This window comes from Aminobacter sp. J41 (assembly GCF_000526635.1).
In the GTDB taxonomy this organism is placed as follows: Bacteria; Pseudomonadota; Alphaproteobacteria; order Rhizobiales; family Rhizobiaceae; genus Aerobium.
Map to the genome: position 1 here is coordinate 124,331 of NZ_JAGL01000006.1, position 15,317 is coordinate 139,647.

Consider the following 15,317-nt stretch of genomic DNA (forward strand, 5'->3'; position numbering starts at 1 on the left):
TTATCAGGTCTCCTGATGATTAAAGGGAAGTCTTGGAGGAGGACGACATGAGCACTGGTCAGAGCCACGAATATCAATCTGCATCCCTGCTGATCGACGGGGAATGGATAGAAGCCAGCTCTCGCCAAACCTCACCGGTGATCAACCCGGCCACCGGCCAGCAGCTCGGCGTCTATCCCCACGCGACCGCTGAGGACCTCGATCGTGCGCTGGAAGGCGCGCAGCGGGCCTTCAACTCCTGGCGTCATGTCAGTCCGCGCGAACGCGGCAAGATCATCAAGAAGGCCGCCGAGCTGATGCATGCGCGGCAGGAGGAAATCGCCCGTCTCGCAACGCTGGAAATGGGCAAGCCGCTGGCTGAAGCCCGTCTGGAAGTTCATTTCGCCTGCGAGGAGATGGAGTGGTTCGCCGAGGAGGCTCGCCGCAGCTATGGCCGCGTCATCCCTGGCCGGATCGGCGCGACGCGCTTTCAGGTGGTGAAGGAGCCTGTAGGCCCCACCGCGGGCTTCTCCGCATGGAACTTCCCCGTGGGCAATGCGGCACGCAAGCTGGGTCAGGCACTCGCTGCCGGCTGCACGATGGTCTACAAGCCGGGCGAGGAAGCCCCCACGGCTGCGCTGGCGGTCGCCCGCTGCCTGGTAGAGGCGGGAGTTCCTGCAGGTGCGATCTCAGTGGTATTCGGCGTGCCCGACACGATTTCGCGCTACCTGCTCGCCTCGCCCATCATCCGCAAGATATCGTTCACCGGGTCGGTGCCGGTCGGCAAGCACCTGATCAAGCTGGCCGCCGACGGGCTGAAGCGGACCACCATGGAGCTCGGCGGTCACGCGCCGGTGCTCGTGTTTGACGACTGTGACTTCGACACCGCGCTCGAACTTTCCGTCCAGCGCAAGTACCGCAATGCGGGTCAGGTCTGTGTGTCGCCGACGCGCTTCTTCGTCCAGGAGGCCTCCTACCAGCGCTTCTGCGAAGGTTTTGTTGCCCGTGCAGAGAAGATCAAGGTGGGCAACGGTCTTGAGCCCGACACGGGCATGGGTCCGCTGGTACATGCCCGCCGTCGCGACGCGATTGAAAGCCTAGTTGAGGACGCCCGCTCAAAAGGTGCGAAGGTCCTCACCGGCGGCAAGCGGATCGGCAATGTCGGCAACTTCTATGCGCCGACGGTCCTTGCAGACGTCCCGGACTCGGCGCGGATCATGCGCGAGGAGCCGTTCGGCCCGGTCGCCGTCCTGAACCCGTTCCGGGATCTGGAGGACGGCATCGCCAAGGCGAACAGCTTGCCCTACGGCCTTGCGGCATACGCATTCACCTCTTCCGCCTCGAACATCGCCCGCCTCGGCGACGCCATCGAGGCCGGCATGGTCGGCATCAACTCCTTCAACATCTCGATGCCGGAGACGCCCTTCGGCGGCGTCAAGGACAGCGGCCACGGTTCGGAAGTGGGTATGGAAGGCATCGAGGCCTTCCTCGTCACCAAGACGCTGAGCGTAACGGCCTGAACCCCGCGAGCATGACGATGAAACACACGCGTCCGGAAGGAATGTTCGCCGCCGAGGCTCTCCTCGGTCACATGAAGGCAGCCGGCATCGACGTTCTGTTCGCCAACGGTGGCACCGACTTCCCGTCAATCATCGAAGCCTACGCCCGTTCAGCGGAGACGGGCATAGCCATGCCGGAGCCGCTGGTCATCCCGCATGAGGGCGTCGCCGTTGGGATGGCGCATGGCTATTACCTCGCGACCGGAAAGCCGGCGGCGGTCATGGTCCACGTCAATGTCGGCCTTGCCAATTCCGTCATGGGGCTCATCAACGCGGCGTCGGAGAACGTGCCGATCGTGATGACGTCGGGGCGCACGCCCCTGACCGAAGCTGGCCGTTTCGGCAGCCGCTCGAGTCCGATCCACTGGGGCCAGGAGATGCGCGACCAGGCCGGCATGGTGCGCGAAGTTGTGAAGTGGGACTATGAGCTGCGCTATGCGGAACAGGCGGGCCCGGCGATCGACCGCGCCCTGTCGATCGCAATGAGCGAACCGCGCGGTCCGGTCTACCTCAGCCTGCCGCGTGAGGCGCTGGCTGAACCTGCCGCAGCCTACGGGATGGAGACGATTTACGCGCCGACCACCTATGGTCCGCCGGCACCAGAACTGGTCCGCCAGGCAGCGGAGAAGCTCGCTGCGGCGAAGAACCCGGTCTTCATCACCCAGAGTCCGGAAGTGGGCGACAGCTTCGAGCCGCTGGCGGGCTTTGCAGATCGCTTTGCTCTCCCGGTGGTCGAGTTCTGGGCGACGAGACAGGCCTTGCCGACCAGCCATCCGATGAATGTCGGGCGTGAACCCGGCCCGTGGCTGGGTGATGCCGACGTTGTCGTCGTCGCCAACGCCATGGTGCCGTGGATCGCCGGGCACGTGAAGCTGCCGGAAGGCTGCACCGTCATCGCCATCGGCCCGGAGCCGCAGTATCGCAACTTGCCGATGCGCGGCTTTCCCATCCATCTCTCGCTGGCAGGTGGCTTAAACGCCACCATCTCCGCGCTCGACCAGGCATTGAGCGAGATCGGGATTGCGGAAGAGGTACTGGCCGGGCGGCGCGATAAGGCCGCAACCTTCCGCGCCGAGGCGGAAGCCGCCGCGGTGAAGCGCGTTGCCAGCGGCTCCGGCGCGCCCATGTCGCCGGCCTTCGTCTCGCGCTGCCTCAACGAGGTCGCCGGCCCCGACGCGGTGTTCTTCAACGAGCTCGGCGTCGACCTGTCGGTCATGAAATTCGAGAAGCCGGGAAGCTACTTCACGACGCCGCTCTCCGGCGGCCTTGGCTGGGGGCTGACCGCCGCACTTGGCGCGCAGCTGGGCAACCGCAACCGGCAGGTCATCGCGACCATTGGCGACGGTTCCTACATGTTCGCGAACCCCGTCGCCTGCCATCAGGTCGCAGCGGCGCTGAAACTTCCCCTTCTCACCGTCGTGTTCAACAACGGCATCTGGAATGCGGTGCGCCGCTCCACCCTCTACATGTACCCAGAGGGGAACGCCGCCAAGGCGAACGTCATGCCCATCACGGCGCTCGATCCGGCTCCCGACTACGCTGCCGTCGCGCGCGCGCATGGCGCCCACGCCGAGCGGGTTGAGACTGGCAAGGATCTGCCGGCAGCCATCGAACGCGCACTTCAGGTGACGCGCTCCGGCCGCCAGGCGATGCTTGAAGTAATGGTCAGCTACTGACCTTGGGGGCAATAAAGATGTCGAATGTTGAGCAGGTCATTGCGGAGCTGAAAGCCCATTTTGGCGAAAGGCTGTCGACGGCAGAAGCCGTGCGTGAGCACCATGGCCGCGACATGTCGCGCCAGCCGGTGCGCCTGCCCGACGCGGTCGTCTTTGCCGAGAGCGAGGAGGACGTGCAGCGCGTCGTCGCGACTTGCTATACCCACTCCGTCCCGGTGACGCCGTTTGCGGCCGGCTCCTCGATGGAAGGCCACACCATCCCGCTCAAGGCAGGCATCTCGCTCGATCTTTCACGCATGAACCGCATCATGGCGGTCAATGCCGAGGATGGCGACGTGGTGGTCGAGGCGGGCGTGACGCGAAAGCAGCTAAACGCCTATGTGCGGGACACTGGCCTCTTCTTCCCGATTGACCCCGGCGCCGACGCTACGTTGGGCGGCATGGCCTCCACCCGCGCCAGCGGCACCACCGCGGTACGCTACGGAACCATGCGCGAAAACGTGCTCGCTCTTCGCGTTGTCACGCCGACGGGAAAGATCATCACCACCGGGCGGCGGGTGAAGAAGTCGTCGACCGGCTACGACCTCACCAAGCTCTTCGTTGGCGCCGAGGGCACCCTTGGCGTTATCACGGAGGTGACCGTCCGGCTTCATCCGATCCCTGAGGTGATCGCATCCGCGATCTGCACCTTCGAGACGATGCGAGGCGCCGTAGAGGCCGTGGTCGCGACGATCCAGAGCGGCATCCCCGTCGCCCGGATCGAGTTTCTGGACGAGGTCGCCATCGACGCCGCCAACGCCCACTCCAAGCTCGGCCTCAAGCGGGCGCCCACGCTGTTCCTGGAGTTTCATGGCAGCCAGCGCTGGGTAGAGGAGCAGTCCGAGACCGCAGCGGCCATCGCGCAGGAATACGGCGGTTCAGGCTTTGAGTGGTCGACCCGGCCCGAGGAGCGCGACCGCATCTGGAAGGCACGCCATGAATCCATCTTCGCCAACCAGACGCTGCGGCCGGGGTGCAAGACCTATACGACCGACTGTTGCGTGCCGATCTCGCGCCTTGCCGATGCGGTGATGGCTGCCCATGAGGATGCGGATGCATCCTCGCTGACGGCCAAGATCATCGGCCACGTGGGCGATGGCAACTTCCACGTCGGCTACCTCATCAAACCTGAGATCCCGGAGGAGCTGGCCGAGGCGGAACGCCTCGCGCACCGCCTTTACGAGCGCACGATTGCAATGGGCGGCACATTCAGCGGCGAGCACGGCATCGGCATCTCGAAGCTCGACTACCTGCGCAAGGAGCACGGCGACGCCGTCGACGTGATGAACGCTATCAAGGCCGCGCTCGATCCGGCGGGCATCATGAACCCCGGGAAGCTCGGGCAGGTCGCCTGAGACTGAGCCGCCCGGCCCGTCTTATCAGTTGACCTGACGATGCGTTACGTTGCATTGTCAGGAAACCTGACAATGGAGGAGTGTCGTGAAAAAGATCGACGTTTTCAATCACATCTGGCCCAAGCCCTTCTTCGACCGCCTGGTCAAGGAACTGGGTACGATGACCCACATGACCAAGCGTTCGGGCGACGTGCCGATGATGACGGATCTCGATCGGCGCTTCCAGGTCATGGACATGTTTGGTCCTGACTACCAACAGGTCCTGTCGCTTGCCTCTCCTCCGCTCGAGGCCTTTGCCGGTCCAGAAGTGGCACTCGAGCTGTCAAAGATCGGCTCCGATTCGATGGCTGAGCTGGTGCAGAAACATCCTGACCGCTTCCCGGCCTTCGTTGCCACCGCGCCGATGAACAATCCCGACGCACTGGTCGAAGAAAGCCGCCGCGTCATCGAAGACCTCGGCGCCGTCGGCGTGCAGATCTTCACGAACGTCAACGGCAAGCCGGTTGACCTTCCTGAATTTGATCCGTTCTTCGAGTACATGGCAAAGTCCGGCAAACCGGTCTTCCTGCACCCGGCACGTACCCAGGACTTCGCCGACTACAAGACCGAGAGCCGGTCGGAGTACGAGATCTGGTGGACGCTTGGTTGGCCGTACGAGACCTCCGCCACCATGGCACGCATGGTCTTCTCGCGCATGTTCGACAAGTTCCCCGGCCTCAAGGTGCTGACGCACCACGCCGGCGGCATGATCCCGTTCTTCGAAGGACGCGTGGGACCAGGCTGGGACCAGATGGGCAAGCGCACTTCCGACCGCGACCTGAAACCGGTGCTCACCGCGCTGAAGAAGCCGCATCTGCAGTACTTCAAGGAGTTCTACGCCGATACCGCATCTTTTGGCTCGCGCAAGGCAATAGAGCATGCGATCGAGTTCTTCGGCGAGGACCGGGTGGTATTCGCCTCGGATGCGCCGTTTGATCCGGAGGGCGGCCCGATGTACATCCGCGAGACGCTTCGGATCCTCGACAGCCTCGACATCAGCGACGAGCTGCGCCGCAAGCTCTACCAAGACAACGCAGTCAAGCTGCTTGGGCTGAAGCTCTAAAATACTACAAGAGTGCCTCAGGCGCGGGACACTCGTCCCGCGACCTGTCTCCTGTCAGGCTCAGGCTTCCGTCTCGTTCCGGGTACGCAGTTCATGCGCCAGCTGGCGCGTCAGGCGCGCGAGCATATGATACTCCTCGTCCGACATGTTGCGGAACACGTCCCGCTCGATCCTGTCGGCGAGTTCATCGCATTGCCGCAGCAACTCCCGCCCCTCAGCCGTGACCGACATGCGCAGGATTCGCTTGTTGGCGGGGTCAGCGGTGCGGACGATCAGATTGCGGCGCTGCAGGCCGGCAATCAGTTCATTCATCGTTTGTGGCGTCACGAAGAAACGACGCGAAAGCTCGGCCGAAGACAGCCCGTCATGACGGCCGATCACGCTGAGCACCGTGTATTGGATGGCGGTCATTTCGACCTCGCTCAGCGCCGCCTCGAACCGGCTGCGCACGGCGTGGTTCGCCTGGTTAAGGAAGAATATCGCGCGCGGCCTCAGCAGCTCGCGTGTCGCTCCAGTCTGTGCACTGTTCTCTGACAAGGCTGCCTCGCCTTTTTTTCTGCTCTGCGGTGGCGGTAACTCAGTTGCGATTCACTTGCAAGCCACGGGGCGTCATATCGAGCAAACACAAACGCCGGCATTGCTGCCGGCGTAAATGCTTGTACTTCAAGTATAGGAGACACAATTCGCGGCTCGTCTTGATGCCGCCAAAGTGCATCTTGCAGATTTTTCGCCAACTAGCCCTCCCGCAAGATGCTCTTCGATTGCATCACTGAGGCTCAATGCCCGCCACCTCGACGAGGCGCTTCCACTGGACGATGGTATCGGCCATCAGCTTCTGCGACGCCTCAGGCGTCGAGATGAACGGATCGCCGCCCTGTGAGATGACGAAGTCCTTGCCTTCCTGCGTCTCCAGAACCTTCTGGAACCAGCCGTTGACCGTGTTGGCGATATCGTCGGAGACGCCCGCTGGCATCATCACGCCCCACCAGCCAAGCTGGTCGATGTCGTAGCCCTGCTCCTTGAAGGTCGGGATTCCAGGCATGCCTTCCATGGGATCGGGCGAGCCGATTGCAAGGATTCGCCAGTTGCCCTGACGCACCTGACCGAGTGCGAACACCGGATCGTGCGCGCCGAAGTCGACATGGCCAGCCATCATGTCGTTCACCGAGTCTGCCGCGGTGCCGTACTGCACCGGCTCGGTCTTGAGACCTGCCAGCCGCTTGAACTCCTCGGCCATGACACGGCCCGAAGTAGCGTTTACCGCATAGGTGCCCTCCTCGCCCTTCTCCTTCTGGTCGGCGACGAGGTCAGCCAGCGTCTTGTACGGGCTGTCATTGCGGACCGTCAGCGCAAACGCCTGCTTGTTGACCGTCGCGACCGTGCGCAGATCGGTCTCCGGATTGATCGGCGGGTTCTTCAGCAGCCACATATTGCCGGCGGTCGAGTTACCGGAGTGGACGAAGATCGTGTAGCCATCGGGAGCAGCGCGGGCCGTGTATTCTGCCGCGATGCTGCCTGCCGCGCCGGGCTTGTTCTCAACGATGATCGTCTGGCCCGCGATGGCTTGAACCTTCTCGGCGAAGTAGCGTACGAGCACGTCCGCGCCGCTGCCGGCCGGGAAGGCGCAGATAAAGGTAATGGTCTTGCTCGGATAAGCGTCCTGAGCGGTCGCGGCTCCCGGAAGCATCATCGCCGCGGCGCCAAGCGCCAGCGCGCGACGTCGCGTAATACTGAAACGGCTGTCTGACATCTCTCATCCTCCCTGTTGAGATCGTTCATTTCCTGATGCGGCTTGCGCCGCGAACGCCGTCGGTCTTGTGGCCCCTCTGGCGCCATCGATGGGCGCATGCTCTCGCCCATCCCTGCTCTGCTCAAATTCCTCCTGTGAGAGCATCGCAGTTGTCTCTTTCATCCTGTTCCGTTGCGTCCTACTCCTCCTGGAACGCCTCCTCGCGCTTCCGGCGCAATTGGGGTGAGATGACGAGCAGGATCACCAGCGCGGCAAGGATCAGCAGCGTCAGCGAAATCGGCCGATCAAAGAAGATCATCGGATCGCCGCGCGACAGCTGCATCGACCGGCGCAGGTTCTGCTCCATCAGCGGACCGAGGATGAAGCCAAGGACCAGCGGGGCCGGCTCGCAACCAAACTTGAACAGGATGTAGCCGAACACGGTGAAGACGATCAGCAGCACCATCATGAACGGCTCGGTGCTGGTCGAGTACACGCCCACGGCGCAGAACAGCAGGATCGCCGGATACAGGAACCGGTAGGGCACCGAAAGCAGCCTGACCCAGATGCCCAGCAGCGGCAGGTTGAGGATGACCAGCATCAGGTTGCCGATCCACATCGACGCGATCATGCCCCAGAACAGCTCCGGACGCGCCGTCATCACAGCCGAGCCCGGCTGTATGCCCTGGATGATCATCGCGCCCATCATGATCGCCATGACCGGGTTTGACGGAATACCTAGCGTCAAAAGCGGAATGAAGGAGGTCTGCGCAGCGGCATTGTTCGCCGACTCCGGACCGGCCACGCCCTCGATCGCGCCATTTCCGAAGACATGAGGCCGTTTCGTCAGCTTCTTCTCGACCGTGTAGCTGGCAAAGGATGCAAGCACTGCACCGCCGCCCGGCAGGATGCCGAGGATGGAGCCGATACCGGTTCCGCGCAGGGCCGCGGGCCAGGCGAGACGAAACTCCTCCTTCGTCGGCCAAAGATCCCGCAAGCGCGTCGAAATGGTGTCGCGCGCAGGTGGCGGATTTTCGAGGTTGCGGATGATCTCAACGATGCCGAAGAGGCCAAGCACGAGCGGCAGGAAGTCGATGCCTTCCCAAAGGCCGCCAATACCGAAGGTGTAGCGGGTGTGCCCGGTCGCGAGGTCCGTGCCGACGAGGCCGAGCAGCAGGCCGACCAGCACCATCGTGATGGCCTTGAGCACCGAGCCGTGCGCCAGCACGACAGCCATGACGAGGCCCAGCACCATCAGCGAGAAGTAGTCCGGCGAGGTAAACTGCTGCGCGATTGCGGCGAGCGGCGGTCCGAACGCCGCGATGAAGATCGTTCCGACGCAGCCGGCGAAGAACGAGCCGCAGGCGGCCGTGGCAAGGGCGGCACCAGCGCGGCCGCGCTTCGCCATCTGGTGGCCCTCGATGCATGTGACGACCGAGGACGCTTCGCCCGGCATGTTGACCAGGATCGATGTGGTCGAGCCGCCATACTGCGCCCCGTAGTAGATGCCGGCGAGCATGATGAGGCCGGTAAGCGGGTCGAGACCAAAGGTCACCGGCAGCAGCAGCGCAAGCGTCGGGATGGGGCCAATGCCCGGCAAGACACCAATGAGGGTGCCGAGGAAGACGCCGATGAGGCAGAAGAGCAGGTTCTGGAGCGACGCAGCCGCGACGAAGCCTGTGGCGAGATGCTCAATGACTTCCATAGCCTAGCTCTTCCACCACAGCGGCATAGGCTGGTTCAGCCCATACACAAAGACCAGCACCATAAATGCGGAAACGGCTGTCGCGAAGACGATCGTCTCGACGATGTTGACCTTCTCGTACCGGGCATAGGCGGCAATGCCGACCATCAGGAAGGACGAGATGATGACGCCGAGCTGTGCGATCAGGAAACCGAACGCAGCCAGCGCCAGGACCAGCATCAGAATGGGGCGAAGGCGGAACTTCTCCATCGCCGGCCCGTCGACCCTGAAGGCTCGAACCGTCACGATTAGTCCCATGCAGATGATCATGTAGGAAATGATCACTGGGAAGTAGCCGGGGCCCATCCGGCGCGCACTGCCAAATGCAAGATCCTGGCCGAAATACACTCCCGCCAGACCGATCAGCACGAACAAGACGCCCGCGCCCAGATCCTGCGGGCTTCTAACCTTCAGCATCCATTCTCCTCCCGGCCACATCCCCTCCGCGGCCGTTTTTCACCCAGTATCAAGCCCGACAACCCTGAGCTTCGGGCCTGGCGCAAATCCGGTTTGACTCTGTCAAAGACGTCGTTCGGTCAGCCTCCCCCAACCGACAACCTCTTCCGCCCGTGCTCTTCCGGCCTCCCCCGCCGGATGATACGGAGTCCTTATATCAGGCAACCATACATCTGCTGTCAATTACAATCTGCCGCAGCGGAAGGAGCTACCTCGTCTGATTAAAACAAACGGCATTATACGCTGTCAAAACCGGTTGACACTGCTCGACCTCCGCCAGATAGTCCGACCGAATATGAGGCTACCTGATATGAAGATCGCCATCATCGGAGGAGGAATTGGCGGCCTGACTGCAGCCCTCGCGCTGTTGCGGCAGGGGTTTGAGGTCACCGTCTTTGAGCAGGCCCCTGAACTGCGGGAGGTCGGCGCGGGCGTTCAGGTCAGCGCCAACGGCACGCGCATCCTGTTTGCGCTGGGGCTCCAACAGGCGATCATGTCCGTGGCTTGCGAGGCCGGTGGCAAGGAAATCCGGCTGTGGAATACCGGGCAGACCTGGAAGCTCTTCGACCTTGGTCCGCAGTCCGTCGCACGCTACGGCTTTCCCTACATCACCATCCACCGCAACGACCTTCATCAGGTGCTCGCAGCCGGCATTCGGCGCATCGCGCCGGATGCGATTAAGCTTGGCATGCGTTGCGAAGGCATCGACCAGACGGCCAAGGGTGTGAGCATACGCTTCAAGGACGGGGCCACCGTATCTGCAGACATTGCAATTGGAGCAGACGGAGTCCATTCGGCGATCCGCGACGCGCTATTCGGCGCCGACAAGCCGAAGTTCACCGGAATCGTTGCCTGGCGCGGGGTGATCCCCGCCGAGCGTCTGCCCAAACACCTGCTGCGCCCCGTAGGCACCAACTGGATCGGGCCCGGCGGCCACGTCATCCACTATCTCCTCCGGCGCGGCGAGCTGATGAATTACGTCTCGGTTGTGGAGCGCTCCGACTGGCAGGTGGAGTCCTGGTCTGTGGCTGGCACCGTTGATGAGTGCCTCGCCGATTACCAGGGCTGGAACGAGGATGTGCACACGCTCATCAGGAGCATGGACACCCCGTACAAGTGGGCGTTGATGCTGCGCCAGCCGATGGAGCAATGGACTCGCGGGCGCATTACGCTGCTAGGCGACGCATGCCACCCTACCCTGCCTTTCCTCGCTCAAGGAGCGGTCATGGCTATCGAGGACGGCTTTGTCCTTGGCAGAGCCCTCGCGGAATATCGCGATGACCCGGAAGCCGGACTGCTCGCCTATGAGAACACCCGACGGGGGCGAACCACGCGGATCGTACGCGGAGCAGAGAACAATCTCGGGCGCTTCCACAACCCCGCCCTCGCTCATGCGGATACGGCGGAGGCCTATGTGAACGCCGAATGGGAGGAATCCAAGGTAAAGGAGCGCTACGAGTGGCTCTTCACCTACGATGCCACCTCCGTTCCGCTCCGGCCGGCCACAGTATCTGCCCGGGCTTCGTGATGCCTCGCGCCGCGCGTCAGCCCCGCCGCATCCAGTCGATCGAAGTCGGATTTCGCCTGATCCACGTGCTCGAGGCGGCGGGTGGCAAACTGCCGCTGAGCAAGATCGCGGAGCTGGCCGGCATGCCCGCCAGCAAGGCCCATCTCTACATGGCAAGCTTCACGCAGCTCGGGCTCGTCGAGCAGGACCCGACGACGATGCGCTACGGGCTTGGTCCCTACGCACTGCAGCTCGGCGCCGCCGCCATGCGCCAGATCGATGTTGCGCAAGTGTCGAGGGATGCGCTCAACTCCTTGCAGACCGCCACCGGACATCTGGTATTCCTGTCGATCTGGGGCAATCGCGGACCGGTCATCATCTCCAAGGTCGACTCGACCGTGGAAGTGCTCGTGTCGGTGCGCGTCGGGCACGTTCTGCCGCTTTACCGGGCCGCGACCGGCCGCGTCTTTCTCGCCTACAAGTCAAGCGCGGCAATCCAGCACGTCGAGCAGTTCGAGACGGAGACGGACCAGGCAACGAAGGAGCGGGCCGAACAGAGCCTCGATCTGATCCGCCAGCGCCAGCTCGCCTTCTCCGACAGCCAGATCAACATTGGCTTTGCCTCGATCTCCGCCCCGATCTTCGACTATGCGGGCGAGATTGCCGCCGCGGTCACCGTTCTCGGCATGAAGAACGACATCAATCTGGATCCCCTGGGTCCAACTGCGCGGCTCGTCAGCGCGGCCGCGACAAGCATCTCCCTTCGGCTCGCCTGCCCGCCTGAACTGCTGCGGACTGATTTCGACGCAATCGAAGGATTGTTACCGATAAACGAAGGAAGAACGCGATGACGGAATCGCTGCGGCTCACCGCCTCGGATGGTCACGAATTTGGGGCAATTCTCGCCCGCCCTGCAGGTGCGCCGAAGGGAGGCATCGTCGTTCTGCAGGAGATCTTCGGCGTCAACGAGCACATCCGCAGCGTCTGCACCAAGTTCGCGGCGGAAGGCTATGTCGCCCTGGCGCCGGCTCTGTTCGACCGATTCCTGCCCAACTTCGAATCCGGCTACTCGCCCGAGGAGGTTCAGGTTGCCCTCGGCTACATGAAGTCGCTCGACTGGGAGAAGCTTGTGCTCGACAGCCGGGCCGCAGTCGAACGCCTGAAGGAGGAGGACCTGCCGGTTTCGATCGTCGGCTTCTGCCTCGGCGGATCACTTGCCTTCGACATGGCCACCCGCTTCGACGACCTCGACTGCATCGTCAGCTACTATGGCGGCCGCATTGCGGGCTTCGCCGACAAGAAGCCTAACTGTCCGATCCTGCTACATTATGGCGAAACGGATGCTTCAATCCCGCTTTCGAGCGTCGAGGAAGTACGGGCAAAACAGCCTCAGGCGGAGATCCATCTCTATCCCGCCGGTCACGGCTTCAATCGCGGCGCGCCCGGAACTGCGGATGGCGAACAGGCCGCCATCGCGTGGAAGCGCACGATCGAGTTCCTGGAAAAGACACGGAACTCGAACTGATGGCAGACCCCGCCATTTCCTGGGAACGCGTTCCGCTGATCGTGTCCTTCCCGGACACGGCGAAGTTCAGCGAAACTTACGGCTTTGCCGGCAACTCCGGGATGATCAACCTGGAGGGTCAACTGCTGCGGCCCGTCGGAAGACCATCGAAGACGGTCTACGTCTTCATGCATCCGACCTCGACGCTTCAGTTGCTTCCAATGCCGACGGCGCTGGCGGATCAGGGGCTGCACGTCCTGTGCGCGGCGAGCCGCTACCCCAAGAACGACACGGCCCTCATCATGGAGAAGGTCGCCATCGACCTCGGCCAGTGGCTGCGATACGCGCGGGAGAGGCTCGGATACGAGAAGGTCGTCCTCGTCGGCTGGTCGGGCGGCGGATCGCTGTCGCTGTTCTACCAGGCGCAAGCGGAGAACCCGACCGTAACGCACACCCCGGCAGGCGATGAGGTGAACCTCGTTGAAGCAGGTCTTCAGCCTGCTGACGGCGTGATCTTCATTGCGGCGCATCTGTCGCGGGCCGAGACGCTCACGGAGTGGCTCGATCCCTCTGTCATCGATGAACTCGACCCCGACAATCGCGACCTCTCGCTTGATATCTATTCGCCGGACTGCCCCGCGCAGCCGCCCTACACGAAGGAGTTCGTGGAGCGTTTCCGCGCGGCGCAGATTGCGCGCAACCGCCGTATCACTACATGGTGCCAGGACATGCTGGAACGGCTGCGCAAGCGGGGCGGACCGGAGCAGGAACGCGCTTTCGTCGTCCACCGTACCATGTGCGACGTCCGCTGGTTCGATACCTCGATCGATCCCAACGACCGCAAGCCGGGCTGGAGCTACATGGGCGATCCGCGCACCGTCAATGTCGGCCCGGTCGGACTGGCAAGGTTCACGACACTGCGCTCGTGGCTAAGCCAGTGGAGCTATGACCTGTCGAACGCGAAGGGCCCAATGAATGCGCGGCTGATCAAGCGTACGCCTGTCCTCCAGATCGAGAACAATGCCGATGAAGCGGTCCCGGCAACGCACAACCCGATCATCGCCGAAGCGCTTGCCACGCCGGACAAGGAGTACCTGCGAATACCCGGAGCGACACACTACTATCTCGGACAGCCGGAGCTGCTGCGGGTCTGTCTGGACCGGGTCACTGACTGGAGCAGACGTCACGCCTTGCTGAGCGAGTGAAACGGCCGCTGCGGGAGGCAGCGGCCGCTGGGAGGAACGACATGCAAATCGGCTGGCTACGATGCCTTGCGGGCAGCGATCAGTTTTGCCTTCTTCTCCGTCCAATCCGCGAGAGTGGCATGGGCCTCGCTGGCTGCCTTTTCGAGGTAGCCCGGCTCCTCCGTGCGCGCCGTCACCTCAAGACGAAGACCGTTGGGGTCGAAGAAGTAGATCGACTGGATAAAGTCGTGGTCGACAATGTCGGTGGTTTGCACGCCGGCGTCCTGAAGGCGCTGCCGCAGCTGAAGCACTTCCTCGACCGATTCAACCTCCATCGCGAAGTGCATGACCCACGCCGGTGTGTTCGGCGAGGGCAGCGGCATTTGGTTCTCGCCAAGGTCGAAGAACGCCATGTACGAGCCGTCGCCCATCTCGAAGAAGAAGTGCGCGTAGGGCTTTTCCTCGCCCGTGCTCGGCACGCGTTCGGCCGTCATGCAGTTGACCAGCGGCAGGCCAAGAATGTCCTCGTAGAACTTGCGCGTCTCCTCGCCGTCCCTGCATGGGAACGAGAAGTGGTACATCCCCTTGATCGTTGGAGCGGGAACCATCTGCCATCCTCCTTCTGGCTGTTCAGATCTGGCTCGAGGCTACTCCAGCCTGCGGCCGTCTGTGTCCCCCCGGCTGGAGGACAGCGCCATGTCTAATCTGCAGTTCATCGAGGCGGAGGCAGCTGCGATTGCGGCGATTGGCGAGCCATCGTTCCCGGAACGGCTGCTGGACCTCCTGCGCCGGCTCTTGCGCGCCGATCTGTGTTCGGCTTTCGAAGCGTCCGAAGACGGCAATCTGACGTTTCTGTTTGCCGCCGGAGAACATCCCCACATCAGGGGCTTCGCCGAGGCCGCTTCCCTCGCTTATGCGCGCAGCTTTTGGCAGCGTGACCGGACGACGCGCCAAGCACTCTCCTCGCCGCCCGGCAGCATCCAGATGGTGAGGCAGGCATGGAACGGCATCATCGACCCCGATTACCGCCGGATCTGCTACGAACACGGCGGTATCGTCGAACGCCTGACCCTTTACGCGCCCGGCAAGCCAACGGTCTTCGCCAGCACCTACCGGACGAAGGAGAGCGGGCATTCCACCGCTGCCGAACTTGAGAAGCTCGAACGGGCGTCCACGCTGATCATGGCGCTGGTCTGCAAGCATGCAGCCATGCTTCGTCGCCAGGCGCTCCATCAGGCTCCCTCGTTAAGGGACCTGTCGCGCCTGCTAATGAACCGCGAACACGCGCTCAGCGCACGAGAGGCTGACGTCGTCGCCAGCCTGCTGCTAGGAAAATCGCAGACCGAGATCGCCGAAGCGGCCGGGGTCGCGCTCAGCAGCGTCGTCACCTACCGGCGGCGTGCCTATCGCAAGCTTGGCGTTTCCACCCGGCGCGACCTCCAGAAATTCCTGGGCGCGCCGGGCTCATTCAAACTCTGATCAT

The 15,317-nt window shown here is 63.0% G+C and carries 14 protein-coding genes; 9 read left to right on the forward strand and 5 right to left on the reverse strand.

Translation table 11 applies throughout. The features are described 5' to 3' along the window. Nucleotides 1-47 precede the first annotated feature (47 nt). The 4 genes from L630_RS0106670 to L630_RS0106685 all read left to right on the forward strand — a co-directional run bounded on the left by L630_RS0106670 (nucleotide 48) and on the right by L630_RS0106685 (nucleotide 5,710). Nucleotides 48-1,499 (forward strand): NAD-dependent succinate-semialdehyde dehydrogenase, encoded by a 1,452-nt coding sequence (locus L630_RS0106670; protein ID WP_024847496.1) that lies wholly within the window; start codon nucleotides 48-50, stop codon nucleotides 1,497-1,499. A gap of 17 nt (nucleotides 1,500-1,516) precedes the next feature. Further along, nucleotides 1,517-3,214 (forward strand): thiamine pyrophosphate-requiring protein, encoded by a 1,698-nt coding sequence (locus L630_RS0106675; RefSeq protein ID WP_024847497.1) that lies wholly within the window; start codon nucleotides 1,517-1,519, stop codon nucleotides 3,212-3,214. Between the two features lie 17 nt (nucleotides 3,215-3,231). Continuing rightward, entirely contained in the window at nucleotides 3,232-4,608 is a 1,377-nt protein-coding gene (locus L630_RS0106680) for an FAD-linked oxidase C-terminal domain-containing protein (protein ID WP_024847498.1), read from the forward strand. An 85-nt stretch (nucleotides 4,609-4,693) separates the two neighbouring features. After that, the gene (locus L630_RS0106685) at nucleotides 4,694-5,710 is read left to right on the forward strand and encodes an amidohydrolase family protein (protein ID WP_024847499.1); all 1,017 of its coding nucleotides are present in this window, start codon (nucleotides 4,694-4,696) and stop codon (nucleotides 5,708-5,710) included. Nucleotides 5,711-5,770: 60 nt separating this feature from the next. On the opposite strand, the gene L630_RS0106690 is transcribed toward L630_RS0106685, so the two are convergent. From L630_RS0106690 to L630_RS0106705, 4 genes are all read right to left on the reverse strand, one after another. Next, nucleotides 5,771-6,247, reverse strand: a complete 477-nt coding sequence (locus L630_RS0106690; protein ID WP_024847500.1) for a MarR family transcriptional regulator — start codon at nucleotides 6,245-6,247, stop codon at nucleotides 5,771-5,773. A 229-nt stretch (nucleotides 6,248-6,476) separates the two neighbouring features. Next, entirely contained in the window at nucleotides 6,477-7,460 is a 984-nt protein-coding gene (locus L630_RS0106695) for a tripartite tricarboxylate transporter substrate binding protein (protein WP_024847501.1), read from the reverse strand. 178 nt (nucleotides 7,461-7,638) lie between these two features. Beyond that, nucleotides 7,639-9,144, reverse strand: coding sequence for a tripartite tricarboxylate transporter permease (locus L630_RS0106700; protein ID WP_024847502.1), 1,506 nt, complete (start codon nucleotides 9,142-9,144; stop codon nucleotides 7,639-7,641). Nucleotides 9,145-9,147: 3 nt separating this feature from the next. Next, nucleotides 9,148-9,600 (reverse strand): tripartite tricarboxylate transporter TctB family protein, encoded by a 453-nt coding sequence (locus L630_RS0106705; protein WP_024847503.1) that lies wholly within the window; start codon nucleotides 9,598-9,600, stop codon nucleotides 9,148-9,150. A gap of 349 nt (nucleotides 9,601-9,949) precedes the next feature. On the opposite strand from L630_RS0106705, the gene L630_RS0106710 reads away from it, so the two are divergent. From L630_RS0106710 to L630_RS0106725, 4 genes are read left to right on the forward strand one after another with little or no spacing between them, the layout of a single operon-like run. Then, complete coding sequence (locus tag L630_RS0106710; RefSeq protein ID WP_024847504.1) at nucleotides 9,950-11,167, forward strand: FAD-dependent oxidoreductase; 1,218 nt, start codon at nucleotides 9,950-9,952, stop codon at nucleotides 11,165-11,167. Further along, nucleotides 11,167-11,997 (forward strand): IclR family transcriptional regulator, encoded by an 831-nt coding sequence (locus L630_RS21075; protein ID WP_024847505.1) that lies wholly within the window; start codon nucleotides 11,167-11,169, stop codon nucleotides 11,995-11,997. The genes L630_RS0106710 and L630_RS21075 overlap by 1 nt, the downstream gene beginning before the upstream one ends. Further along, on the forward strand, nucleotides 11,994-12,671 hold the full coding sequence (locus L630_RS0106720; RefSeq protein ID WP_024847506.1) for a dienelactone hydrolase family protein: 678 nt from the start codon (nucleotides 11,994-11,996) through the stop codon (nucleotides 12,669-12,671). The genes L630_RS21075 and L630_RS0106720 overlap by 4 nt, the downstream gene beginning before the upstream one ends. Further along, complete coding sequence (locus tag L630_RS0106725; RefSeq protein ID WP_024847507.1) at nucleotides 12,671-13,855, forward strand: alpha/beta hydrolase; 1,185 nt, start codon at nucleotides 12,671-12,673, stop codon at nucleotides 13,853-13,855. Before L630_RS0106720 ends, L630_RS0106725 begins: the two co-directional genes overlap by 1 nt. 56 nt (nucleotides 13,856-13,911) lie before the next feature. On the opposite strand, the gene L630_RS0106730 is transcribed toward L630_RS0106725, so the two are convergent. Continuing rightward, on the reverse strand, nucleotides 13,912-14,442 hold the full coding sequence (locus L630_RS0106730; protein WP_024847508.1) for a VOC family protein: 531 nt from the start codon (nucleotides 14,440-14,442) through the stop codon (nucleotides 13,912-13,914). A 61-nt stretch (nucleotides 14,443-14,503) separates the two neighbouring features. Between L630_RS0106730 and L630_RS0106735 the strand changes: the two genes are divergently transcribed. Beyond that, on the forward strand, nucleotides 14,504-15,313 hold the full coding sequence (locus L630_RS0106735; protein WP_144708868.1) for a helix-turn-helix transcriptional regulator: 810 nt from the start codon (nucleotides 14,504-14,506) through the stop codon (nucleotides 15,311-15,313). Nucleotides 15,314-15,317: the final 4 nt, after the last annotated feature.